Genomic DNA, 22,912 nt, shown 5'->3' on the forward strand with positions numbered 1-22,912 from the left:
GGTCGTTGCTCGTGCTCGACAATCGCGAACGTTCATTACGAAGGGCTTCGTCCCCCCGTCCATGGGCTTCGACGAGATGGACGTCGACACGATCTGGATGGACGGGGAGTTCGTCGACTGGGACGAGGCACAGATCCACGTGCTCACCCACGGACTCCACTACGGCAGCGGCATCTTCGAGGGTGTGCGCTGTTACGAGACCGAAGAAGGACCCGCGATCTTCCGCTGGGAGGAGCACTTAGAACGGTTCTATCAGTCCGCAAAGCCGTACGAGATGGAGATCGACCACACGCCGGAGGAGCTCACCGAGGCGACGCTGGAGCTCCTCGAGCGCCAGGACCTCTCATCCTGTTACATCCGCCCGATCGCCTTCTACGGCTACGACAGCCTCGGCGTGAGTCCCGGCGACTGTCCGACCCGCACCGCAATCGCCGCCTGGCCGTGGGGCACCTACCTCGGCGAGGACGCCCTCGAGAACGGCATCGACGTGATGGTCTCCTCGTGGCGCAAGCACTCCTCGAGCCAGATCCCGACGAACGCGAAGACGACCGGCCTCTACGTCAACAGTATGCTCGCCGGCGAGGAGGCGCGTCGTAACGGCTACGCCGAGGCGATCGTGCTGAACAAGGAGGGGCACGTCGCCGAGGGCCCCGGCGAGAACATCTTCCTCGTCCGGGACGACGAAATCTACACGCCCGGCCTCTCCGAGTCGATTCTCGACGGGATCACCCGCGACACCGCGATCACGCTCGCCGAGGATCTGGGCTACACGGTCCACGACAACGTCTCGATCTCTCGCGGCGAACTCAACACCGCCGACGAGCTGTTCTTCACGGGTTCGGCGGCCGAGGTCACTCCCATTCGAAAGGTCGACAACGTCACCATCGCCGACGGCTCGCGCGGTCCCGTCACCGAGGAGATCCAGTCGAAGTTCTTCGAGGTCGTCGAGCGCCGCACCGACGAGTACGACGAGTGGTTCAGGTACGTCTAACGGACTTTTACGCTGTCGTTCGGAAGACGCTCGGCGTCTTCCGTGACCGAGCGAATCGGAGATTTGCGAGGTCCGCGAAACCTTCGGTTTCGCTCGATGACGAGACGCCGGAGGCGTCTCGAACCACGTGCGGTCGCTTCGCGACTGCACTCGGTAAAATCTCGAGAGAGCTTCGCTCTCTCGGACAGCGAGAAACCTCTAGTTCCTCGAGCAGTCGGCGCGAAGTCGTTCGAAACGGCGAAGCCGCTTCGTGATACCGGAGGTTTTTGAGCACGCCGACGACCTCGCGGGATCTTCGATCCCGCTCAACTTCGATGAAAAGCACCCCTCCCTCCCCTGGCTCGCGGCTTTGCCGCTCGCCTACCCGCGGCGCATAGCGCCGCGCTCTCCGGGTCGGTCGCGGTACAATTGAGGGAGGCTCCGCCGCGTTCGGCGGGAACTGCGTGTATCTATGGCCGCTTTCGAGAACAAAACCAGAACCCTTTGAGTCGACAGCTTCCTGCAGTCGTGTATGAAACGACGAGCGGTTATCCTCGGTGCCTCGAGTCTCGCTCTTCTCGGCGGCTGTTTCTCCGACGACGACCGGGTCGACGCGCGCGGCGATATCGAGATCGTCGTCGACGGCTCCCCGGTCGATCTCTCGGAAGATCGGTACCAGTCCGAGCACGCCGAAAACGACTCGGCCGCGTTCCATCTTCACGAAGGAACCGACGACTGGTTCATGGAGGGCGAAGAACCCGTCACGTTTGCAGAAGGGATCGACCTGTTGCCCCACTTCGCGTTCGCGACCGAGGACGGCGATCGCGTCCTCGAGCACGACGGAACGACCTACGACGAGGGTGACGACGGCACCGTGATGATGTTCACCGTCAATGGCGACGACGTCGAGCCGACCGAGTACACGCTGCGTGACGGAGACGAGATGGTGCTCGAGGTTACGACGGACGACTGACACCGTCGATGTCGTTTTCAGCCCTCTTGGTTTTGCAACAGGGCTGAAGTGGACTCGAGTCCGTTCGAACGTATGCATTCTATCGACGATTCTGCGAGAGTGGTCGACTCCAGTGTCGGCCAGGCGGAGATCCGGGAACACGTAACCATCCACGATTCCGAACTCGGTGACGGATGCCGGGTTTACGAACGGAGTTCCATCAAAAAGTCCCGAATCAGCGACGAGGTCGACGTCAACGCGGGAACGTACGTCGAGAACGCGGAAGTCGGATCCAACGTCCAAATCGGTCCGAACTGTAGCATCGTCGGCGTCACGCACGACCTGAGCGAGCAGGGGATGGAGTTCCGAAACGACGTTTTCGAGCGGATTATCCTCCGCGAAGGAGTCTTCGTCGGGGCCGGTGCCGTCCTCGCGCCCGGTATCGAAATTGGCGAGCGGACGGTCATCTCGGCAGGGACGACCGTTTCGCAGGACGTCGGTCCCGAGAAGATCGTCCTCGGTTCGCCACCTACGCAGAAGATCGTGGATCTTCACGAGTGGACGAATCGATAACTCTTGCACGCTGCCGAAAAATCGATCTTGGCCGGGCGCGGGCTCGCCACATTATGGCGAGCCCGAAACCCGGGGGAGGGCAGGCTGCTCACCGAAATCCGCCGCGAGCAGCGTCGGCTGCGAGCGGGCCGACGACCGACCCGAAACGAAGTGGAGGGAAGGGAGGAGTGCTTTTGATCAACCTTTTACCGAGGGACGGCGCGCTGTGCGGCAGCTACGCTGCTGTCAGCGCGCAAGACCGCAGAGTAAAAGGTTGGTGTTAGTCGTCGTCTGCGTCCGCCTTCCCTCTGCCCGTCTCGTTCTCGCCGCCGTCGGTCGTCGCCTCGTCGACGACGTCGATCGAGACCCCCGCGTCCATGCCGCGGTTGCGGTTCGAGTCGCCGAACCCCGCGCTCAGCACGCGGGTGAGGGCGTCTTCGACGTCCTCCTCGAGTTCGGTGATCCGATCGGACTCGACCTCGATGACGAACCCCGTCGTGATGTTCGGCGACGTCGGCAAGAAGAGCACCTCGCGGCCGTCCTCGGTCACTTTGCCCGTCTTGAACGCGGTCATCCGGAGCCCGTCCCAGGTCTCGATTTTGACCGGCGTCTGGAGGGAGTCTTGCTCGCCGAAGGCGGTTTCGGCGGCCATCTTCGACGCGTTGTAGACGACCCGGATCACCGGAACGCGGTTAGCGATGTTGTCGACGAGCCGTTCGACCAGCCCGCCGACGGTCGTTCGCATGAGATAGCCCACCGAGAACGTGAGGATGATGAAGACGGTCAGCGCGACGACGACCCGGAGGAACTGTGCGATCTCTTCGCGCGTCTGCTGGGCCTGTGGGCCGTCGCCCGAGATGAGCGGCTGGAGGGCCGCCTCGTCGAGGATAAGACCGGGCGTGATCCCGGCGACGAGTCCGTAGAGCCAGTAGATGACGTAAAGCGTCACGAGGATGGGCCCGAGGACGATCAGCCCACTCGCGAAGTCCCGCTTCCACGAAGCCATGTACTCCAACTCACACTAGGGGCTAATGAGCCCTTTCCTTTAGCGACCGATAATCGCCCGAATCGCAAACCAGAGGTTCTCCTTGCGCTCCATCGCGCGCCGGTAGAAGTACGACTTCCAGCGGCCGCCGTAGGGGACGTACTGCCAGACCTCGTACTCCTCGGCGAGTTCGTACTGCGCGTCGTCGCGCACGCCCATGAGCATCTGAATCTCGAAGTCGGTTCCGTACTCCTCGTGGAGGTCGATCGCGCGGTCGATCATCGCCGGATCGTGGCTGCCGACCGCGACGCCGTCCTCGAAGTGCTCGAAGGCGTACTCGAGTAGCGCCTCGTACTCCCGGTTGACGCTCTCCTTGTCCCTGTACGCGAGTTCGGCCGGTTCGTCGTACGCGCCCTTGACGAACCGGACCTTCCCGGGGACGTCGGCGAGCCGTTTGACGTCCTCGCGGGTGCGTTTGAGGTTCGCCTGGACGCAGACGCCGACCCCTCCATCGTGTTCCCGTGCGAGGTCCTCGAAGGCGTCGAGCGTCGCGTCGGTCGTCGTGTGGTCTTCCATGTCGATCCAGACGAAGACGCCGTGGTCGGCGGCCGTGTCGACGATCTCGGTGAGTTCCTCCCGGAAGACGTCCTCGCCCAGGTCGAGACCGATCTGGGAGGGTTTGACGGAAACACAGGCCTCGAGATTCGAGCGGGCGATGTCTTCGACGAGTTCCCGGTACTCCACGGCGTCGGCGTGTGCCGGCTCGCGGTCGTCGTAGTGCTCGCCGAGCAGGTTCACGATCGCCTTGACGTTGCGGTCGTTCAGCTGCCGAACGTGCTCGAGCGCTTCCGCCGGCTCCTCTCCCGCGACGAACCGGCTCGCGATTGGCAGAATCATACCTGAATGATATGTTTCCCTCTTATAAGGATGTGGTGCTCTTCGCCGCCGGATACCGGACGCTTATTCGACGACCGCGAACCACCGCAGGTTAAGACACGCCAGTTCGTCCCGCCGAACATGGCAGTACTCGAGACGATCGTCGTCGCCTTCTGGGCGATGTTGCCCGCCTACGTCCCCAACAACGCCGCGGTGCTCGCCGGGGGCGGCCGACCGATCGACGCCGGCCGGACGTGGGGAGAGAAGCGAGTACTCGGCGACGGGAAGACCTGGCGCGGAACGGCGATGGGAATCCTCGCCGGCGTCGCGCTCGCGGGCGTTCTGAACCTCGTCGCGAGCGACGTGAGCGCGGCGCTCGGGTTCGAGGTCCCGACGTTCGTCACCCCAGCGGCGCTCGGGCTCGCGGGCGGAGCGATGCTCGGCGACATCCTGGCCTCGTTCCTCAAACGCCGGACCGGTCGCCGGCGCGGTGCGATGTTCCCGGGCCTCGACCAGCTCGACTTCGTCGTCGTTTCGCTCCCGTTAACGGCGCTGCTCGCGACCGAGTGGTTCTTCGAGGTCTTCACGTGGGGCGTCGTCGCCGTCGTCGTCGTCCTCACGCCGATCCTCCACGTGACCACCAACGTGATCGCCTACAAGCTCGAACTGAAGAACGAGCCCTGGTAATCGATGGCACTCGGGACGGCAACTGTTCGTCCGGAACGGTCCCCTCGTCGGTCTCGAATCTCGTCGTACTCGTTGAGCGGCCCTCGAGATGATTCTCCATCGCGGTCGACGGTTGCCCGACCCAGAACGGCAGTCGCGAGCCGATCTCGTGGCGACCGACATCGACCGCTACAGACACGGTTATCGTGTATTCCGCACTCGGTATCCGGTCTCGGCGCTGCTCCCGGATTCAGTTTCTGTGTACGTCCTATATGATTACTGTGAATAAACTATTTATCACTGTTTCACCTGGCCTTACGTATGACGGCAGGCCCACCCATCGAGGAGTTACACTACGAGGAGGCACCGAGCGTCGACACCGTTCCCGGTCCGCGGTCGCGGGAACTGCTCGAGAAGCAACGCGAGATCGACAGCAGTGCGGTCGCGTACCCCGAGGATATTCCGGTCGCGTTCGAGGAGGGATCGGGTGCAACGGTCCGCGACGTCGACGGGAACACCTACATCGACATGTTCGCCGGCATCGGCGTGCTCAACGTCGGTCACGCGAACCCGTACGTCCTCGAGGCCGTCCACGAGCAGGCCGATAAGCTCGTCCACACGGTCGACTTCCCGACGGAGGCCCGACTCGAGCTGATCGAGAAGCTCGACGAGATCGCACCCGCGGGTCTGCAGGGGAACCAGAAGGTCGTCTTCGGCGGTCCCACCGGCAGCGACGCGGTCGAGGCTTCGATCAAGCTCGCCAAGTACAACACCGGCGGCGACGGCCTGATCGCGTTCCGCGGGGCCTACCACGGCGCGACGACCGGCGCGATGAGCCTCACCGGTAACAAGAGCTTCAAGGAACGCTACTCGCCGTTGCTTTCGGACGTCGTCCACGCCCCCTATCCGGACCCGTTCCGACAGGGGAAGGCACCCCAGGAGGCGGTCGATCACGCGCTCGAGGAGGTCCGGGCGATCGTCGAGGATCCGTACGGCGGCCTCGCGAACCCGGCCGGCATCTTCGTCGAGCCGATCCAGGGCGAGGGCGGCGTCATTACGCCGCCGGAGGGCTTCCTGCAGGGACTGCGCGACATCGCCGACGACAACGATATCGTCCTCGTCTTCGACGAGATCCAGAGCGGCCTCGGCCGCACCGGCGAGTGGTGGGCCAACGACTGGGAGGGCGTCACGCCGGACGTGATGACCTCGGCGAAGGCGCTGGGCGGCGTCGGCTTCCCGCTGTCGGCGACGATCTACCACGAGGACCTCGATACGTGGGGCTCGGGCGACCACGCCGGCACCTACCGCGGCCACGTCGTCGCGATGCGGGCCGGAACCCGCGCGATCGAGTACATCCAGGAACACGATCTGCTGGCACACGCCCGCGAACTCGGGTCGTCCATCCGCGACCGCCTTCGCGAGGTCGCCGACGGGAACGACCGCATCGGCGAGGTCCGCGGACGGGGACTGTTCATCGGCGCCGAGTTCGTCGACGCCGACGGCGCTCCGGACGGCGACTTCGTCGACGCCGACGGCGCTCCGGACGGCGACTTCGTCGACGCCGTGCAGCAGTACTGTTTCGAACACGGCGTGCTCGTCTGGACGGCCGGCCGACACGGCAACGTCCTCCGACTCCTGCCGCCGCTCGTGCTCACCGAGGACCTCGCGGAGACGGCGCTCGACGTCGTCGCCGACGGGATCGAGCACGTGACGGCCGAGACCCAACAGACCGCCTGAACACCGCGACTCGACTATGTCCGACAAAACACCGATCAGCACCGACGGCGCACCGAGCAGCGACAACCCCTACTCCCAGGGCGTCCGCGCCGGGGAGACCCTCTACGTCTCCGGCTACGGCCCGGTCGACCCCGAGAGCGGCGAGACTGTCAACGGTGACATCCAGGACCGGACCGAACGCGTCCTCGAGAACATCGCCGCGGTCGTCGAGGAGGCCGGCGGCGACGGCCTCGCGGACGTCGTGAAGGTCACCGTCTACCTCACCGACCTCGAGGATTACGAGCGGGTCAACGAGGCCTACGGCGCGCAGTTCGGCGACGAACCGCCGGCCAGGGTCTGCGTCGAGGTCTCGCGGCTGCCCGAGGACGTCCGCGTCGAGATGGACGCCACCGCGTATCTCGGATAGAGAGACGAATTCGGGCTCGAACTCACCTACCCGTTTTCGCACTATCGAATCCAGTTTCCGTACGACTTGAACTCGGCGAGTTGCGACGCCGTCGCGTCTCCGTCGGTAAACGTCACCTGCCGGTAGGTCGGCGTCCCGAGTTCCTCATCGGAGTCGATAGAGAGCCAGTAGACCGGTCGGTCGGCACTGTGACTCGAGAGGAGCGATCGAAGCGCCGCGATCGTCTCGTCGTCGAGTTGATAGAGGACGTGTGTGCTGAACACGACGAGTGCGGCGTCGTCCGGCGCCTCCGAGAGTAGGTGGGGGAGCCGCTCGAGCACGTCGCCTTCGATTAGCGTCGGTCGATTCTGTCGAGCGACCTCGAGCGCGGCCTCGAGCCGTTCGTGACGACGGGTCCGTCCGGGGGAATCAACGCGTGGAGCCACCGCGCGTCCGCCTCGTCAGTTACGTCGAGCGGATTCAGGTCGATACCGCGCCGATACGCGACCGACGGGAGTTCTCGAGGGAGCGGCGGCCGGCGGTCGCTGCGCACCGCCGTCTCGATCGCGACGGGAGAATCCTCCTCGCCGAACCGCCCGATTCCCTCGAACTCGTACCGGTACCGATCCCAGTTGAGGTTGAGCCCCGCGCTCGTGCCGATCTCGATCTGCGCCACGGCGTCCGTCTTCGCGGTTCTGGCGACGCGCTCGAAGGCCGGAAGGAGGACGGCCGAACGGCCGACGTCGTTCGTCTGACAGCGGCGAGTCGCGATCACGGACCGCAACTGCGCTTCGTTCGCCAGACAGAAGTCCCGAAAGTGCGGGACGGGGTCTTCGTCGGGGACGTCTCCGTTACAGGTTGGATAGAACCGCTCGAGTGGATGCTCTCGTCCCTTCAGGAGGAGCGACTGCACCGCAGCGAGCAGGAGTTGGGGTTCGGTTTGTTCCGTTGACGCTTCGACGGCGATATCACGTATCCGAGGGTCGTCGGCCGCAGCGTGGGCCACTGCTGCGTACAACGGGGACTGATCCTCGACCCAGCTTGCGTATCTCGCGAACGTCTCGGCGATATCCATAGACCGATTTCTCACTCCGCTGTCATAAAACTCGCAGCACACTCATCGGTGACGAACGGTGAGCGGCCGGTCCGCTGCCTGTTACTGGAGTTCGTCGACTGCTCTCCGGCGTGAACAGTTCTCGTGTTTGAACCGAATACGATTATTGATTATCGTTAAGTGCAGCCACTCCCTACTGCCGCAGACGATGGTGCACGACGTTCGAAACAGGCTTTCCGAGATACGGCGCGATCTCCATCGCCACCCGGAACCGGGGTGGCGGGAGTTCCGGACGACCGCCCGCGTCGTCGAGGAACTCGAGCGGATCGGCGTCGACGAGATCGCCGTCGGCCGGGAGGCGCTCGAGACCGACGCGCGGATGGCCGTTCCCGAGGAAAGCGAACTCGAGTCCTGGCTCGAGCGGGCCCGCGAGGCCGGAGTTCGATCGGATATCCTGGAGCGCACTGCGGAGGGTCACACCGGCGCGGTCGCCGTCCTCGAGCAGGGGGAGGGGCCGTCGGTCGGTCTTCGGGTGGATCTCGACGGGATCTCGCTGCGGGAGTCCGACGAGGCGGGCCACCGGCCGGCGGACGAGGGCTTTCGCTCCGAACACGAGGGGTACATGCACGCCTGCGGCCACGACGCCCACGCGACGATCGGGTTGGGGGTCCTCGAGGCGGTGAAGGGCAGCGACTTTTCGGGGACGTTCAAGGTGTTCTTCCAGCCGGCGGAGGAAATTTCCGGCGGCGGGAAGGCGATGACCGAAGGCGGCTACCTCGACGACGTCGACTCCCTGTTCGCGCTTCACATCGGGTTGAACCACCCGTCGGGAACGATCGTTGCTGGGGTCGAGAAACCGCTCGCGATGGCGCACGTGACGGCCACCTTCGAGGGGGCGAGCGCACACGCCGGGAAGGCGCCCAACGAGGGGGCGAACGCGATGCAGGCGATGACGTCGGCGGTCCAGAACGCCTACGCGATCCCGCGCCACAGCGACGGGATGACCCGCGTGAACTTCGGTCGCGTCGAGGGCGGAACCGCGAGCAACGTCATCGCCGAGGAGATCACCGTCGAGGGCGAGGTTCGGGGCGAGACGACGGCGCTGATGGAGTACACGCGAACGGAACTCGAGCGCGTCATGTACGCCGCGGCGGAGATGCACGACTGCGACGTGACGCTCCGGACGATCAGCGAGTCGCCGCGGACGGACAGCGATCCCGCACTCCGCGAACTCGTCGGCGACGTCGCGAAGGGGAACCGACGCATCGAGACGGTCGTTCCCACCGAGGAACTCGGCGTGAGCGAGGACGCGACGTACCTGATGCAACGCGTCCAGCGGGGTGGCGGACTCGCGACGTACGTCGTTCTGGGAACGGATCACCCGACGAATCACCACACGCCGACGTTCGACGTCGACGAGGACAGCCTCGAGACCGGCGTCGACGTCCTCGCCGAGAGCGTGATCGAACTCTCCGCTCGCGGATCGTAGCGACGATCCGGACCGGGACGAGTGAGCGTGCGGTCGGCAATCGACCCGCCTCGCGTCCGGTGACCGCTCCGCTCGTCGGTACACGAAAACCGTATCACGAAGCTGATTCCCCGACGGAAATCGCGTTCCTAACTGGCACCGATCTGTCACTCTCCGAACGGCGGAAGAGATCGTTTCGACCGATATCGGGATGGAGCGAGTCGAAAAGTGTGCGGATAGAATCACGTTTGCCGGATCAGAAGGGTTAATTCGGGCCGTAACCGTGTTTTGTGTATGAGTCAGGACGACGTGCCGGAGTCACTACAGACCGCAGCGGACTCCGATCGGCCACGTGGGATCCTCACGCCCTCCGATCGCGACTTCTTACTCGGTCGGAAGACCGATTACACTGACCACTCGAAAAAACAGAAGCGAAACCGGATTCGACGCCGGGTCAGAAACGCGATTCTCGACTTCAGTATCCTCTTCGAGTACATGGAGGAACGGGATCGGAACACGGTCTTCGACCCCGACGACGAGGACCGGGACGACTACACGCAGGGGATCACGGACACGCTCGCCTTCCTCCACCTCGGAACGATGGGCTACTACACGCCGTTCAAGGATATGCTCTCCGAGGGCGTCGGCAAGGCCGAACAGCGACTCGCCGGTTCGAACTACCGGATGGTCAACGTCGAGTTCAACGTCGATCCCGTCGGGCAGATCGACGTCGACGAGGTCGTCGAGAAACTCGAGAACGAGGAGTTCGCCCAGCTTACCGACGAGGAACTCCGGGCGTTCGTCCGGCTGTTGACGATGTCCGACGACTTCTCGCCGGAGGCGACCCGCGAGGAGATCAAAGACCGCGTCGACGAGTACGCGAAACGGGTCAACGAGAGCGCCGAGACCCGCGAGCAGAAACTCGAGGAGCTGACGAACTGAGACGCCCGCAACCCGACTCCGGCACCGTCGAGAAACGAAGTCGGGGTGCCGCGATCGGTTCGAAGCGACAGTGTACGCTAGCGAGCGCTCTCGGCCGTACGCGCTTGCGGACCGAACGATGTGGTGTCCACGGGACGCGCTCGCCGTGAACGCTCTTTTTCTGCGTTCTATGGCTCTCAATAGCGGTTGTGAGGCCGGATAAGATCGGGTTCGGCTGATTTCGAGACGGGGTACGAGACGATCTTGATAAACGCAATTTGTATATACCAGATACGAAAAGGAAATGCTTAATATGTAGAGTAGCAACCGGATTGGTATGCTATCGCTCAGCATAGCGAGTGTTCGGTGGAAGGGGGGACAGAAACCGTTCAGCAGTCGCTCGATTACGGGGGTGACTGGGGATGAGTGAGTCCGACGCGGGGACGTTCGATCAGTTCTTCGACGAACTCGATCCGATCGTCTTCCTGTTCGGGGCGGGGATCACGGTCGGCGTGATCGCGATGTTCTTCATCAGTCCGACCACCGTCGAGAACACCATCACGGCGCTCAACGAGGGGATGCTCGAGTACCTGAACTGGGCGTTGCTGGCAATCGTGTTCACCATCGTCCTCTTTTTGCTGTTCCTGATCGTGGGCCCGTGGGGGAAGATCAGGTTCGGTGACGACCCGCCGGAGTACAGCTTCCTGTCGTTTTTCGCGATGCTGTACTCCGCAGGCTTCGCAGCGGGGGTGGTGTTCTGGGGACCGACCGAGGCGCTGTTCTACTACGACAACCCGTCGCCGCTGTTCGACGTCGGCAGTCAGTCGGGTGCGGCGATGAGCATCGCCGTCCAACAGACGCTCTTCCACTGGGCACTGCCCCAGCTGGCCGTGTTCACGATCATGGGGATCGCGATCGGCTACTTCGCGTACAACTACGAGAACGTTCCGCTGCGGGTGTCGTCGGCGCTCACGCCGATCCTCGGGAAGGAGAACCTGGACGGACCGGCCGCGAAGACGATCGACATCCTCGCCGTCTTCGCGACCATCGGCGGCGTCGCGACCTCGCTCGGGTTCATCGGGAGCCAGTTCGTCAGCGGCCTCAACTTCCAGTGGGGGATCGACCTGGGGAACACCGGAATCATCCTCGTGGTGACGACGATGACGCTCCTGTTTACCATCTCGATGGTGCTCGGGGTCGACAAGGGGATCCGGCGGCTCTCGAACTTCAACATGGTTCTCTTCTTCATCCTCCTGGCCGTGACCTTCATCGTCGGTCCGACGATCTTCCTGGTCCTGCTCGGAACGCAGGCGATCGGCGGGATGATCACCGACTTCATCTCCATGAGCCTCTTTACCGGTGCCGGCACCGAGGGTGGTACCCAGTGGGTGAACGACTGGACGGTGTTCTACTGGGCCTGGGCGCTCTCGTGGTCCCCGTTCGCGGGCCTGTTCATCGCACGGATTTCCCGCGGCCGAAGCGTCCGCGAGGTCGCGTTCACCGGCATCGTCGCGACCTCGGCGGCGACGATTCCGTGGTTCGTCTCGCTCGGCGGAACGGCCGTCTGGATGCAACACAACGGGATCGCCGACTTCAGTGAGGTCATGGCGTTCGAAGTCGGCGCGGAAGCCACCGGCTTCATCATGTTCGACGCGTTCCCGCTCGGGACCGTGTTCATGATCGCGTTCATGCTGCTGGTCACGACGTTCTTCATCACGTCGGCGGACTCCTCGACGCTCGCCGTCTCGATGATGACGACCGGCGGGAAGGCACAGCCGTCGAACATCAACCGGATCTTCTGGGGTGTGGTCCTCGGGATGACCGCAGCGATCCTCATGATCCTCGGCGGCGTCGACGCGCTCCAGTCGGCGGCGATCATCACCGGCGGTCCGTTCGCGTTCGTCTGCTTCCTCGCGATGCTCGGCCTGATCAAACACTTCGGGTCGAACCACGGGCGGGCGTTGCTCCAGGACGAGACCGTCCTCATCGGCTCGAGTGACGAACCGTCGACGATCGGCGGGACAGCCCAGACCAGCGAGGACGACGACTGATAGGGTCGGTTGTAACTGTTTACCGGTCATTCGCCGGAGCGGGTGTCGAATGACCGGAAATGACTTACAACCGATCCTATGAAACGGCGATCGTCCTCTCCTCGCGATCGACGGCGTCTCCTCGAAATCAGTCTCGTGCCGTTCTTCGGTCCTCGCTCGTCGATCGGAGTATCTCGACCGGCAGGCCCTGACCGCGCCGTTGAGAGGGATCCCCGTCGGTTGTGGCGGACCAGTTGCCGGAGAGACGAATCCCATTCCCACTCGATCTATAACAAGTTTTAATGTATGTGGTACACATTAACTGTGTATGAATAGGGACACCGCGGAACCCGACGCGGACGCGCTTCCCGGTCCGAACGCCCAGCAGTGGGTGGAGTTTCACCAGAGCTACTCGGCCCCCAGCGAGTACTCCCACGAGTTCGTCTGGGACATCACCCGAGAGGCGGACGGACCGTTCGTCACGGACGTCGACGGGAACGTGCTGCTGGATTTCACCTGTCACATCGGCGCGGCGCCGCTCGGCTACAACAACGAGAAGATCCTCGGGAAACTCCGGGAGTTCGACCTCGTCGAACCGATGAAGATCGCCGGCCAGGACATGTACTTCGGCGCCGGCCCGACCCCCGAGGAGTCGGACGTGCCGGGCTCGAGTCACCTGATGGAGCAACTCACCGAGGTCTCGAGCCAGTACGGGATGGACACCGTCTTCCTCTCGAACTCCGGCGCGGAGGCCGTCGAGAACGCGATGAAGATCACCCACGACCACCGGGCACCGTCGAAATACGGCATTTCGTTCGCGGGCAGTTTCCACGGTCGCACCTTCGGGACGCTCTCGATCACGAAGTCCAAGGAGGTGTACACGCGTCACTACCCCGAAATCAGCGGAATCGAGACGGTGCCGTTCTGCGCCGATCGGGGCTGTGACGCCGACAGCTGCGACTGCGGCTTCTTCGCCGGCGGCGGTTCACAGCTTCGCAACTCGCTGTCGCCCGAGGGCGGGCACATCAACCCCGACGAGATCGCGTTTCTCACCCTCGAGCCGATCCAGGGCGTCGGCGGCTACCGCTTCCCCAGCGAGGCGTTCATGCAGGAGGTCGCGGACGTCACCGACGAGTACGACATTCCGCTCGTGGTCGACGAGATTCAGTCCGGCGTCGGTCGCACCGGCGAGATCTGGGCCTCGGACCACTACCCGATCGAACCCGACGTCATCGCCAGCGCGAAGGCCCTCCGCGTCGGCGCGACCATTTCGCGTTCGGAGCTCTTCCCCGCCGAAAAGAATCGTCTCGGCTCCACCTTCGGCGGCGGCGACCTCCTCGGCTCGATGATGGGCGCGCTCACCCTCGAGGCCATCGAGGAGTACGACCTGCTCGAGAACGCCACTCGACGCGGCGAGCAGGCGAAGGAGTTGCTTCGCGACGACTCACCCGACCACGTCGTCGACGTGCGCGGGAAAGGCCTGATGCTCGCCGTCGAGTTCGACACCCCCGAGCGTCGTGCCGCCGTGGTGAAAGAATCGCTGAAACGCGGGCTGTTGACGCTGGGCTGTGGCAAGAAGACGATCCGACTGTTGCCGCCGCTGGACTCGAGCGAGCGCGAGATCGAGTTGGGGATCGGGATCTTCCTCGAAGCGATCGAGGCTGTCGGTCCGAACGCGAAAGCGGCGTAATCGATTTCTGTATTCGTAACTCGGTTTTCGCTTCGACGATCGTATAGCGCGAGTCGTACAGCGCGGATCGTATAGAGCGACCCCTCCACGGAGTACAACCGTCCACGTGCGGTGGCGTGCGCTGGGCCGCGATGAACGAACAGTGAATCGCGGGACGAAGCCGCGCGAGGGATGAGTGAGCGAGCGAAGCGAGCGAACGAATCGACTGGGGTGGGTGTGGAAATCCCTCGTTGCCAGCGCGAGTAGAACGTAGGATATGCGACTCACAAATCGTGGACACTAGGGATTACCACGTCCTCCCCAACCGATTCACTCACTCACTGCGTTCGTTTCGCTCATCCCTCGCGGTAGTCAAACCGCGACTCCGTCGCGGTTCAGCGCGCCAGCAGTGTCCTCGAGGTGGGTAGTCAGGCGAGTCGTACTCGGAGTGGGTGGTCGGAAGCGTCGTACTGAAACGAGTAGTTGAGAGCGTTCTACTGGAGTGGTTAGTCGAGCGAGCGTTCGACGACGGACACGCCATCGAGATCGGATAGCGCCTCGAGCACCCCTGCCAGATGTTCGGGCCCACTTCCCTCGAGCCCGATCGTCACCGGAACCCGATTCGGGTGATCGACGTTGCTCCGGCGGGCGCGCTCGAGGACGTCCAGTTCCGCACCCTCTGATTCGACGGTCTCCACCACGCTGCCGACGGTCGTCGGCCAGCCCGCGACGGCCAGTCTGGCCTCGACGTAGCGCTCGAGTTCGTGCAGGCCAGTCCGCGTCAGTTCGGCGTGCTCGGTGAGGTTGACGTTCCCGCCCGAGATCACGACGCCGACGTGCTCATCCTCGAGGTCAAGCTCCGCCGCCTCGGAAATGACGGCCGCCAGCGGAGCCGCGCCGGCGCTCTCCACGACGGTCTTCGCACGCTCGGCGAGCAACGTCACGGCAGCCGCGATCTCGCGGTCGCTGACGCTCACCACGTCGTCGACGACCTCGCGGGCGTTCGCGAACGTGGTCTCGAGCATTCGCGTGTCCGCGATCCCCTCCGCGACGGTGTCGACGTCCTCGAGTTCGTGGATCGCGTCGCCCTCGAGCGACGGTTTCGCGTGGGAGGCGCCCTCCGGCTGGACCCCGACGACTCGAATATCCGGATCGTGGGCCTCGAGCACCGTCCCGATGCCCGAAATGAGCCCGCCGCCGCCGATCGCGACGAGTACGGTGTCGATCTCCGGGTACTGCTCGAGCAGCTCGAAGCCGATCGTCCCCTGACCGGCGATGATCGCCTCGTCGTCGAAGGGGTGGACGAACGTCTCGCCGGTTTCCTCGGCGCGCTCGAGGGCGTACTCGTAGGACCGTTCGTAGATGTCGCCCTCGACGACGACCTCGGCGCCGTAGCCGCGGGTCGCCTCGATCTTGGCGGCCGGCGTGACTTCAGGGACGACGATAGTGGTATCGATACCGAGCAGTTGGCCGGCCAGCGCGACGCCCTGGGCGTGGTTGCCCGCGCTCGAGGAGATGACGCCCACCTCGCGCTCCGGGGGCGACAGTTGGGCCATCGTGTTGTACGCCCCGCGGATCTTGAACGAGCCCGTCCGCTGGACGTTCTCGAGTTTGAGGCCGACGGAGGCCGCGCCGCTCATCTCGGCGAAGGTTCGCGAGGTATCGAGCGGCGTCCGGTGAACGACGTCCTCGATTCGGTCGCGTGCGTCCTCGACATCTTCGAGGGAGACGAGTCGACTGCTCATTCACTGTCCTCCGCGTCCGCGACGTCTCCCACGTCCGTCTCCTCGTCGACGTGCGGAACCGGATGCCGGCGCTCGAGTTCCCGGATCGTCTCGACGAGGACGTCGACGCCGTGCTCGAGGCTGTCCTCGTCGACGTCGAACGTCGGCGTGTGGTGACTGGTGGGGTGGTCGGTGCCGACGATCAGGTAAGTTGCGAGCCCGCCGTCCCGCTGGACGCGCTCCATCAGGAACGTGGCGTCCTCGCTCGCACCGAAGTCGGCCGCCGGAAGGACGTGATCGACTCCGCGGACGCCGCTCGCGACCTCGCTCACGAGCGCCTGCAACTCGGGATCGCTGTCGGCCCGCGGCGACTCGCTGACGACCTCGACGTCGGCCTGACAGCCGTGCATCGTCGCGGCGGATTTGACCGTTCGCTCGAGTCGCTCCTTCATGTACTCCATCAGTTCGGTCGTCTCGCCGCGCGCTTCGGCCTCCATGTGGGCCTCCTCGGCGATGACGTTGCTCGCGGAGCCGGCCTCGGCGTAGCCGATATTCACCCGGGTCATCCCGTCGCTGTGACGGGGGATACCGTAGGCGTTCTCGATCGCCGTCCCCATCGCGTGCATCGCGTTCGCCCCCTCGTTGGGTGCCTTGCCGGCGTGTGCGGAGGTGCCGTGGATCGTCGCGTCGACGTGACACATCGCGAGGGGCTTTTCGATTCCGGCCACGACTTCGCCCGTCGGATGATCGAGGCCGACGTGGACGGCGAGCAGGTAGTCCAGATCGTCCGCGAACTCGCTCTTCGCCATCGGGCAGCCGCCGCCGCTGGTCTCTTCAGCGGGCTGGAAGAAGACGACGAGTCGGCCCGAGAAGTCGCTCTCTTTGATCGCCTCGAGGACGGCCAGCCCCCAGGTCATGTGGACGTCGTGGCCGCAGGCGTGCATCGTGCCGTCGATCTCCGAGCGAAAGCCCTCGGCGACCGGGTCGTGGTCCTCGTCGAGCGACTCCTCGATGAACAGCGCGTCGATGTCGACGCGCAGCCCGATCGCAGGCCCCACGCCGCGCTCGAGGACGGCGACCGCGCCGGTGTTGCCGCCGGCCATTCGATCGAGCAGGTCGGGGTCGGCACCGCGATCGCGTGCCCGTTTGTCCCACGACGCGAGTCGGCGGTCTTCGGGGACGGCCATCCGGTCGGCGGGATCGTAGGCGTCCGGGCCGACGGCCAACTCGTCGACGCCGATGGCTCGTATCTCCTCGACGACGCGAGCGGTCGTGTAGAACTCGCGCCAGGCTGGCTCGGGGTGGCGGTGCAAACTGCGCCGGAGGGACACGAGGCGGTCCCGTATCGGCTCGTTCATGACAGTCACTGACGTTCCCCACGGACTTAATTATACACAATCAGTGTTGACGCCGACTACACAAAAAGGATAAGAGAGAGGATGACAACCGTAGGGTATAGTTGCGTCGCAGCGGCGGGGATCCGTCACTGCAACGCAGGAGTCACCTACATGAGCACGAATCCAGACGTCGTCGTTCTGAGAGAGGGAACGGAAGGGCTGTCGATGGAATCGTACGCCGAAACGCTGCGCCAACGGCTCCCCGAGCACACCGTCGCGCTCGCGCGAACGCCGGAAGAGGAGCGCGAACTCGTCCCGCAGGCGCGAGTCGTGACGGGCATCACGATCGAGGAGGAACTGCTCGACTCGGCCGACCGACTCGAGCTGTTCGCGTGTACGTTCGCCGGCACCGACCACGTTCCGATGGACGCGCTGGTAGATCACGGCGTCGCCGTGACGAACGCGGGGGGGATCCACGCCCCCGGCATCGCCGAGCAGTCGATCGCCAACATGCTCGTCTTCGCGCGAAATCTCCACGAGGGGTGGCGGCGCAAGTCGAACGGGGAGTGGCGCCACTTCCAGTCCCGCGAGTTTACCGACAGCACGGTCACGATCGTCGGTCTCGGCTCGATCGGACAAGAGATCGTCCAGCGTCTCGAGGGCTTCGAGGTCGAGACGATCGGCATCCGCTACACGCCCTCGAAGGGCGGTCCGACCGACGAGGTGCTGAGTTTCGAGGAAGCGGACATCCACGAGGCCTTTTCGCGAAGCGAGTACGTCGTCCTCGCCTGCCCGCTCAACGACCTGACGCGCGAACTCGTCGACGAGGACGCGCTGGCGACGCTCCCGCCGAACGCGGTGATCGTCAACGCCGCTCGCGGCGGCATTATCGACACCGACGCGCTCGTCTCGGCGCTGCAGTTCAGCGGGATCCGCGGCGCCGCACTCGACGTCACCGACCCCGAACCGCTGCCGAACGATCACGAACTCTGGGACCTCGAGAACTGCCTGATCACGCCCCATACGGGCGGCCACACGCCGAAACACTGGGACCGACTGGCCGACATCGTCGCGCACAACGTCGGTGTGATCGAGGAGGATGGGAACGGTGACCTCGAGAACGCCGTCTACCGGCCGGAGTCGAACTGACGAATCACGATGGCCACCGACAACTCGCCTTCCACGACCGACCACAGCGACCAGACGTCCACGCCGGACGAAACAGATCTCGGGCCACCGTCGGATCCGCGTGCGGCGGACCCCGCGACGGATTCGCGAGCCGACTACGACTACGTCGGTGGCGACGTCGATCGTCCCGCGCTCGTCGCGGACTTACAGGAGCGAATCGACGGCGAGGTCCGGTTCGACGAGTACAGCCGGCGGCTGTACGCGACCGACGCGAGCGCCTACGAGATGACGCCCATCGGCGTCGTCCTCCCGCGGTCGACGGCCGACGTCGCGAGCGTCGTCGCGTACTGCGCCGAGAACGGAATCCCGGTGCTCCCGCGCGGCGGCGGAACGAGTCTCGCGGGGCAGGCGGTCAACGAGGCCGTCGTCCTCGATTTCACGGCGCACATGGGCGAGGTGCTCGAGATCGATTCGGAGGAAGGGCGGGCGACCGTCGAAGCGGGGGCGGTGCTCGCCGACCTCAACGACGAACTCGCGCCCCACGACCTGAAGTTCGCGCCTGATCCTGCGGCGGGAAATCGTAGCACGATCGGCGGCGCGATCGGCAACAACTCGACCGGCGCCCACTCGCTGCAGTACGGCAAGACCGACGCCTACGTCGAGTCCTGCGAGGTCGTCCTCGCCGACGGCTCCGTCGAGCGCTTCGGCGAGGTGACGGTGGCCGAACTGCGCGATCGGGACGATCCCGACGGCGACCTGCTCGGGCGGATCTACGACGCCCTGCGTCGCGTGATCGACGACGAAGCCGACTCGATCAGGGACGTGTTCCCGCAACTGAAGCGCAACGTGTCGGGATACAACCTCGATCGACTGGTCGCGGAGGCCTACGGGAGGCCCGACGCCTTCGACGAGAACGCTGGCGACTCTGCCGTGATCGACGACGACGTCGAACTCGATCCCGACGCGACGATCAACCTCGCTCGCGTCTTCGCCGGCAGCGAGGGAACCCTCGGCGTGATCACCGAGGCGATCGTCTCGCTCGAGTCCGTCCCCGAGACGACGTCCGTCGCCCTGCTGACCTACCACGACCTGCTCGAGGCGATGGCCGACGTCGACACCATCGTCCGGACGCACGATCCGGCGGCGATCGAGGCGATCGACGACGTGCTGATCGACCTGGCCGAGCGCACCGAGGAGTTCGCCGACCTGGTCGAACGACTCCCCGCGGGTACCGAGACGGCGCTGCTCGTGGAGTTCTACGCCGAGAGCGACGACGACGGCCGCGAGCAGGTTGCAGATCTGCTGGCGGATCGGTTGCCCGACGAGGACGTGCCGGATCCGACGGCCGACGACGCCGACGCGGACGACGAGGGCAACGTGACCGCGTCCGAGCACGACCCAGTCCGTGCTTTCGACGCACTCGAGGCCCACGACCCCGACGGCATCGCCGAACTCTGGAAGCTTCGAAAGAGTGCGGCGCCGATCCTCCTCTCTCGTACCTCCGACGCGAAACACATCTCGTTCATCGAGGACACGGCCGTCCCGACCGAGAATCTCGCGGACTACGTCGCCGACTTCCAGGCGGTGCTCGAGGAGTACGACACGTTCGCGAGCTTCTACGCCCACGCGGGGCCGGGCTGCATGCACATGCGGCCGCTGGTCGACACGAAGAGTGCGGACGGACTCGAGGAGTTCGAGGCCGTTTCGGACGCCGTCACGGACCTCGTCGTCGAGTACGGCGGCTCCGTCTCCGGCGAACACGGCGACGGCCGCGCGCGCACCCAGTGGAACCGCAAGCTCTACGGCGACGACGTCTGGGAGCTCTTTCGCGAGCTGAAGACGGCGTTCGATCCGGACTGGCTGCTCAATCCGGGGAACGTCTGCGGCGACCACGAAATGATCGAACAGCTCCGTTTCGACCCCGACTACGAGTTCGAGGCGGGGTTCGAACCCGCCCTGAACTGGGAGAACGAGAACGGCTTTCAGGGCATGGCCGAACTCTGTCACGGCTGTGGCGGCTGTCGCGGCGACCAGGAGACGACCGGCGGCGTGATGTGTCCGACCTACCGCGCGGCCGAGGAGGAGAGTCTGAGCACCCGCGGCCGGGCCAACATGCTCCGTGGAGCGATGAGCGGGGAACTCGACGTCGACGCAACCGACGCGGAGTTCCTCGCAGAGATCATGGACCTCTGTATCGGCTGCAAGGGCTGCGCCCGCGACTGCCCGAGCGAGGTCGATATGGCGAAGCTCAAGGCCGAAGTGGAGCACGCGAACCATCAGGAGAACGGCTCGAGTCTCCGCGACAGGCTGTTCGCGAACGTCGACCGGCTGAACGCCGTCGGCTCCGCGCTGGCGCCGCTCTCGAACTGGGCGAGTCGGCTCCCCGGCTCCGGCCTCGTTACCGAGAAGACCCTCGGAATCGCTCGCGAGCGCGACCTCCCGACCTTCGCCGGCGAGAGCCTCGAGGAGTGGTTCGAAGCGCGCGGCTCTCGAGTTCCGCTCGAGGAGGCCGACCGGAAAGTCCTGGTCTTTCCGGACACGTACACGAACTACAACCACCCCAGAGCCGGGAAGGCGACGGTGCAGGTCCTCGAGACGGCCGGCGTCCACGTCCGGATCCCCGACGAGGTGACCTCGACCGGCCGACCGGCCCACTCCAAGGGCTTCCTCGACGTCTCCCGCGATCGGGCCCGAACGAACGTCGGCGCCCTCGCGCCGCTCGTCGAGGACGGCTGGGAGGTCGTCCTCGTCGAGCCCTCGGACGCCGTCATGTTCCAGTCCGACTATCTCGACCTGTGCTCCGGCGTCGACGTCGAGGCGGTCGCCTCGAGCACCTACGGCGTCATGGAGTACGTAGAGCGGTTCGACCTGGCCGCCGAACTGCCGACCGCAGCGCCCGAAGAACGGCTGACCTACCACGGCCACTGTCACCAGAAGGCGACGAAGAAGGACGGCCACGCGGCGACGGTGCTCGAGGCCGTCGGCTACGAGGTCGACGCGCTCGACTCGGGCTGTTGCGGCATGGCCGGCTCGTTCGGCTACGAGGCCGAGCACTACTCGCTCAGCCAGCGGATCGGCGAGATCCTCTTCGAGCAGGTCGAGGAAAGCGACGGCGAGACGGTCGTCGCGCCCGGCGCGTCCTGCCGGAGCCAGCTGTCGGGGTACGACGGCTGCGAGGAGCCGCCCCACCCGATCGAGAAGGTCTCGGACGCGCTCTCGGGCGAGCCCACTCGCTGAACGTCGGTACCGCCAGCCGTTTCCCGTGGGCTACGCTTTCCGGTCCTTCTCAGTGACGGTTTCAGATTACACCGACTCGCTGAGAGAACCGAACATCACGGTAAGCTGACCACTCACAGTAGTATCTGAACACGGCCCTTCTCAATGGGTCGACGACACCACTCGGTCGTCTCCTCGTCCCGTACGACCGGTGAATCTTCTTTACGATTCGTGCGTAATGGTACCATATGTCTTCGACCGTACTGGACGACGTCGACAGGGAGATTCTGTACGCACTCCAGCAAGACGCTCGCAACACGACGACGAGAGCTATCGGTGAGCAGGTGGGCGTGACGGCGAGCACCGTCAGTAACCGTATCACCCACCTCGAAGCGGACGGGATTATCACCGATTACTACACCGTGCTGGACTACGATCGGGCAGGTTTCCCCTTGCACGTCCTGATTACGGCCACCGCGCCGATAGTCGAACGAGAAGCTCTCGCTCGACGAGCGCTCGACATCCCCGGCGTGGTGAACGTCCGCGAACTCATGGTCGGAGAGGGCAATATTCGACTCGAAACCGTCGGCCAGTCCAACGACGACATCACCCGTATCGTCACGGAGTTGTCCGAAATGGGCGTATCGATTAGCGACGAAGTCCTCGTTCGAAACCAGTATCGCCACCCGCTGGCCTTCCTCGAGACCGATACTGAGATCTGATAGTGATCTGGAACGTCGTTTACAACCTGGAAGGGGCTATTTAGGCGTCTACATATTTTCAAAGGATCTACCTGCGAACGTGTGAGAACAACTATCATCCGTCACCGCCTCGCTTTCCACCGAGGTCGGAATACCAATGAAAGCGTCTCCCAGCCACAGTACCGAGTGGAACGACGAAAAACTCGATAGCTCCCTCCGGATTCTGGCCAACTCCGTCCGACGACACCTGCTTTGGCAACTATCTCAGGAGAACGACACCGTTGCGACCATCGACGAACTGTGTGACGGACTCCTAGTCGATGGTAGTGAGAAACTGACCGGTGACGAAGCACGAATCGCACTCTTGCATACCCACCTACCGATGCTTTCCGACGCCGGGATAGTCGACGTCGACTGGGAACGGGAGACGGTCCGGTATCGGAGCGGCCACCGCATCGAATCTCTCCTGAGGCCGATACGCGCCACCACTGAGGCGTGAGGACTCGAGATTTCCCGACCGTAACGGGTAGAGTACCGGTCA

Annotated in this window: 18 protein-coding genes and 1 pseudogene; 14 read left to right on the forward strand and 5 right to left on the reverse strand. The window is 64.5% G+C overall.

Going from position 1 to position 22,912, the window contains the following annotated elements; translation table 11 throughout:
• Positions 1-61 precede the first annotated feature (61 nt).
• The 3 genes from NED97_RS14720 (at position 62) to NED97_RS14730 (ending at position 2,495) form a co-directional block, all read left to right on the forward strand.
• Positions 62-991, forward strand: coding sequence for a branched-chain amino acid transaminase (locus NED97_RS14720; RefSeq protein WP_252487773.1), 930 nt, complete (start codon positions 62-64; stop codon positions 989-991).
• 511 nt (positions 992-1,502) lie between these two features.
• A complete protein-coding gene (locus NED97_RS14725) occupies positions 1,503-1,943 on the forward strand; it encodes a hypothetical protein (RefSeq protein WP_252487774.1) in 441 nt (146 codons plus the stop codon).
• A gap of 72 nt (positions 1,944-2,015) precedes the next feature.
• Positions 2,016-2,495 carry an acyltransferase gene (locus tag NED97_RS14730; RefSeq protein ID WP_252487775.1) on the forward strand — a complete coding sequence of 160 codons (480 nt, stop codon included), beginning with the start codon at positions 2,016-2,018 and terminating at the stop codon, positions 2,493-2,495.
• A gap of 259 nt (positions 2,496-2,754) precedes the next feature.
• On the opposite strand, the gene NED97_RS14735 is transcribed toward NED97_RS14730, so the two are convergent.
• Both NED97_RS14735 and NED97_RS14740 read right to left on the reverse strand, forming a co-directional pair.
• Positions 2,755-3,480, reverse strand: coding sequence for a DUF502 domain-containing protein (locus NED97_RS14735; RefSeq protein WP_252487776.1), 726 nt, complete (start codon positions 3,478-3,480; stop codon positions 2,755-2,757).
• A 39-nt stretch (positions 3,481-3,519) separates the two neighbouring features.
• Positions 3,520-4,356, reverse strand: a complete 837-nt coding sequence (locus tag NED97_RS14740) for a proline dehydrogenase family protein (RefSeq protein ID WP_252487777.1) — start codon at positions 4,354-4,356, stop codon at positions 3,520-3,522.
• Positions 4,357-4,476: 120 nt separating this feature from the next.
• On the opposite strand from NED97_RS14740, the gene NED97_RS14745 reads away from it, so the two are divergent.
• The 3 genes from NED97_RS14745 (at position 4,477) to NED97_RS14755 (ending at position 7,144) form a co-directional block, all read left to right on the forward strand.
• Positions 4,477-5,022, forward strand: coding sequence for a CDP-2,3-bis-(O-geranylgeranyl)-sn-glycerol synthase (locus NED97_RS14745; protein ID WP_252487778.1), 546 nt, complete (start codon positions 4,477-4,479; stop codon positions 5,020-5,022).
• 300 nt (positions 5,023-5,322) lie between these two features.
• Positions 5,323-6,738: an aspartate aminotransferase family protein gene (locus tag NED97_RS14750; RefSeq protein WP_252487779.1), complete on the forward strand. Its 1,416-nt coding sequence runs from the start codon at positions 5,323-5,325 to the stop codon at positions 6,736-6,738.
• A 16-nt stretch (positions 6,739-6,754) separates the two neighbouring features.
• Positions 6,755-7,144, forward strand: a complete 390-nt coding sequence (locus NED97_RS14755) for a Rid family detoxifying hydrolase (RefSeq protein ID WP_252487780.1) — start codon at positions 6,755-6,757, stop codon at positions 7,142-7,144.
• A 41-nt stretch (positions 7,145-7,185) separates the two neighbouring features.
• On the opposite strand, the pseudogene NED97_RS14765 reads toward NED97_RS14755, so the two are convergent.
• A pseudogene (locus tag NED97_RS14765) lies at positions 7,186-8,198 on the reverse strand (DUF2332 domain-containing protein).
• 187 nt (positions 8,199-8,385) lie between these two features.
• On the opposite strand from NED97_RS14765, the gene NED97_RS14770 reads away from it, so the two are divergent.
• From NED97_RS14770 to NED97_RS14785, 4 genes are all read left to right on the forward strand, one after another.
• On the forward strand, positions 8,386-9,666 hold the full coding sequence (locus NED97_RS14770) for an amidohydrolase (protein ID WP_252487783.1): 1,281 nt from the start codon (positions 8,386-8,388) through the stop codon (positions 9,664-9,666).
• A 273-nt stretch (positions 9,667-9,939) separates the two neighbouring features.
• Positions 9,940-10,587, forward strand: coding sequence for a hypothetical protein (locus NED97_RS14775; protein WP_252487784.1), 648 nt, complete (start codon positions 9,940-9,942; stop codon positions 10,585-10,587).
• Positions 10,588-10,988: 401 nt separating this feature from the next.
• The gene (locus tag NED97_RS14780; protein ID WP_252487785.1) at positions 10,989-12,617 is read left to right on the forward strand and encodes a BCCT family transporter; all 1,629 of its coding nucleotides are present in this window, start codon (positions 10,989-10,991) and stop codon (positions 12,615-12,617) included.
• Between the two features lie 307 nt (positions 12,618-12,924).
• Positions 12,925-14,286 (forward strand): aminotransferase class III-fold pyridoxal phosphate-dependent enzyme, encoded by a 1,362-nt coding sequence (locus tag NED97_RS14785; RefSeq protein ID WP_252487786.1) that lies wholly within the window; start codon positions 12,925-12,927, stop codon positions 14,284-14,286.
• 485 nt (positions 14,287-14,771) lie between these two features.
• Here the strand turns inward: NED97_RS14785 and ilvA are convergent, their stop codons facing one another.
• On the reverse strand, positions 14,772-16,010 hold the full coding sequence (ilvA, locus tag NED97_RS14790) for a threonine ammonia-lyase (protein WP_252487787.1): 1,239 nt from the start codon (positions 16,008-16,010) through the stop codon (positions 14,772-14,774).
• On the reverse strand, positions 16,007-17,347 hold the full coding sequence (locus NED97_RS14795; RefSeq protein ID WP_252487788.1) for an amidohydrolase: 1,341 nt from the start codon (positions 17,345-17,347) through the stop codon (positions 16,007-16,009). The genes ilvA and NED97_RS14795 overlap by 4 nt, the downstream gene beginning before the upstream one ends.
• A gap of 150 nt (positions 17,348-17,497) precedes the next feature.
• Here NED97_RS14795 and NED97_RS14800 point away from each other — a divergent pair, with 150 nt between their 5' ends.
• The 4 genes from NED97_RS14800 to NED97_RS14815 all read left to right on the forward strand — a co-directional run bounded on the left by NED97_RS14800 (position 17,498) and on the right by NED97_RS14815 (position 22,870).
• Entirely contained in the window at positions 17,498-18,475 is a 978-nt protein-coding gene (locus NED97_RS14800; RefSeq protein ID WP_252487789.1) for an NAD(P)-dependent oxidoreductase, read from the forward strand.
• A gap of 9 nt (positions 18,476-18,484) precedes the next feature.
• The gene (locus NED97_RS14805; protein WP_252487790.1) at positions 18,485-21,691 is read left to right on the forward strand and encodes an FAD-binding and (Fe-S)-binding domain-containing protein; all 3,207 of its coding nucleotides are present in this window, start codon (positions 18,485-18,487) and stop codon (positions 21,689-21,691) included.
• A 227-nt stretch (positions 21,692-21,918) separates the two neighbouring features.
• On the forward strand, positions 21,919-22,392 hold the full coding sequence (locus tag NED97_RS14810) for an Lrp/AsnC family transcriptional regulator (RefSeq protein ID WP_252487791.1): 474 nt from the start codon (positions 21,919-21,921) through the stop codon (positions 22,390-22,392).
• A gap of 136 nt (positions 22,393-22,528) precedes the next feature.
• A complete protein-coding gene (locus tag NED97_RS14815) occupies positions 22,529-22,870 on the forward strand; it encodes a helix-turn-helix domain-containing protein (RefSeq protein ID WP_252487792.1) in 342 nt (113 codons plus the stop codon).
• The last annotated feature ends 42 nt before the right edge of the window (positions 22,871-22,912 follow it).

The sequence above is a fragment of the Natronococcus sp. CG52 genome (assembly GCF_023913515.1).
GTDB classification, from domain to species: domain Archaea; phylum Halobacteriota; class Halobacteria; order Halobacteriales; family Natrialbaceae; genus Natronococcus; species Natronococcus zhouii.

Bases quoted from the DNA above. Each gene is read 5' to 3' on its own strand.
- ilvA (WP_252487787.1), bottom strand. From the start codon at position 16,010: ATGAGCAGTCGACTCGTCTCCCTCGAAGATGTCGAGGACGCACGCGAC.
- NED97_RS14725 (WP_252487774.1), top strand. From the start codon at position 1,503: ATGAAACGACGAGCGGTTATCCTCGGTGCCTCGAGTCTCGCTCTTCTC.
- NED97_RS14770 (WP_252487783.1), top strand. From the start codon at position 8,386: ATGGTGCACGACGTTCGAAACAGGCTTTCCGAGATACGGCGCGATCTC.
- NED97_RS14815 (WP_252487792.1), top strand. From the start codon at position 22,529: ATGAAAGCGTCTCCCAGCCACAGTACCGAGTGGAACGACGAAAAACTC.
- NED97_RS14805 (WP_252487790.1), top strand. From the start codon at position 18,485: ATGGCCACCGACAACTCGCCTTCCACGACCGACCACAGCGACCAGACG.
- NED97_RS14800 (WP_252487789.1), top strand. From the start codon at position 17,498: ATGAGCACGAATCCAGACGTCGTCGTTCTGAGAGAGGGAACGGAAGGG.
- NED97_RS14745 (WP_252487778.1), top strand. From the start codon at position 4,477: ATGGCAGTACTCGAGACGATCGTCGTCGCCTTCTGGGCGATGTTGCCC.
- NED97_RS14810 (WP_252487791.1), top strand. From the start codon at position 21,919: ATGTCTTCGACCGTACTGGACGACGTCGACAGGGAGATTCTGTACGCA.
- NED97_RS14775 (WP_252487784.1), top strand. From the start codon at position 9,940: ATGAGTCAGGACGACGTGCCGGAGTCACTACAGACCGCAGCGGACTCC.
- NED97_RS14730 (WP_252487775.1), top strand. From the start codon at position 2,016: ATGCATTCTATCGACGATTCTGCGAGAGTGGTCGACTCCAGTGTCGGC.
- NED97_RS14750 (WP_252487779.1), top strand. From the start codon at position 5,323: ATGACGGCAGGCCCACCCATCGAGGAGTTACACTACGAGGAGGCACCG.
- NED97_RS14795 (WP_252487788.1), bottom strand. From the start codon at position 17,347: ATGAACGAGCCGATACGGGACCGCCTCGTGTCCCTCCGGCGCAGTTTG.
- NED97_RS14735 (WP_252487776.1), bottom strand. From the start codon at position 3,480: ATGGCTTCGTGGAAGCGGGACTTCGCGAGTGGGCTGATCGTCCTCGGG.
- NED97_RS14785 (WP_252487786.1), top strand. From the start codon at position 12,925: ATGAATAGGGACACCGCGGAACCCGACGCGGACGCGCTTCCCGGTCCG.
- NED97_RS14740 (WP_252487777.1), bottom strand. From the start codon at position 4,356: ATGATTCTGCCAATCGCGAGCCGGTTCGTCGCGGGAGAGGAGCCGGCG.
- NED97_RS14780 (WP_252487785.1), top strand. From the start codon at position 10,989: ATGAGTGAGTCCGACGCGGGGACGTTCGATCAGTTCTTCGACGAACTC.
- NED97_RS14720 (WP_252487773.1), top strand. From the start codon at position 62: ATGGGCTTCGACGAGATGGACGTCGACACGATCTGGATGGACGGGGAG.
- NED97_RS14755 (WP_252487780.1), top strand. From the start codon at position 6,755: ATGTCCGACAAAACACCGATCAGCACCGACGGCGCACCGAGCAGCGAC.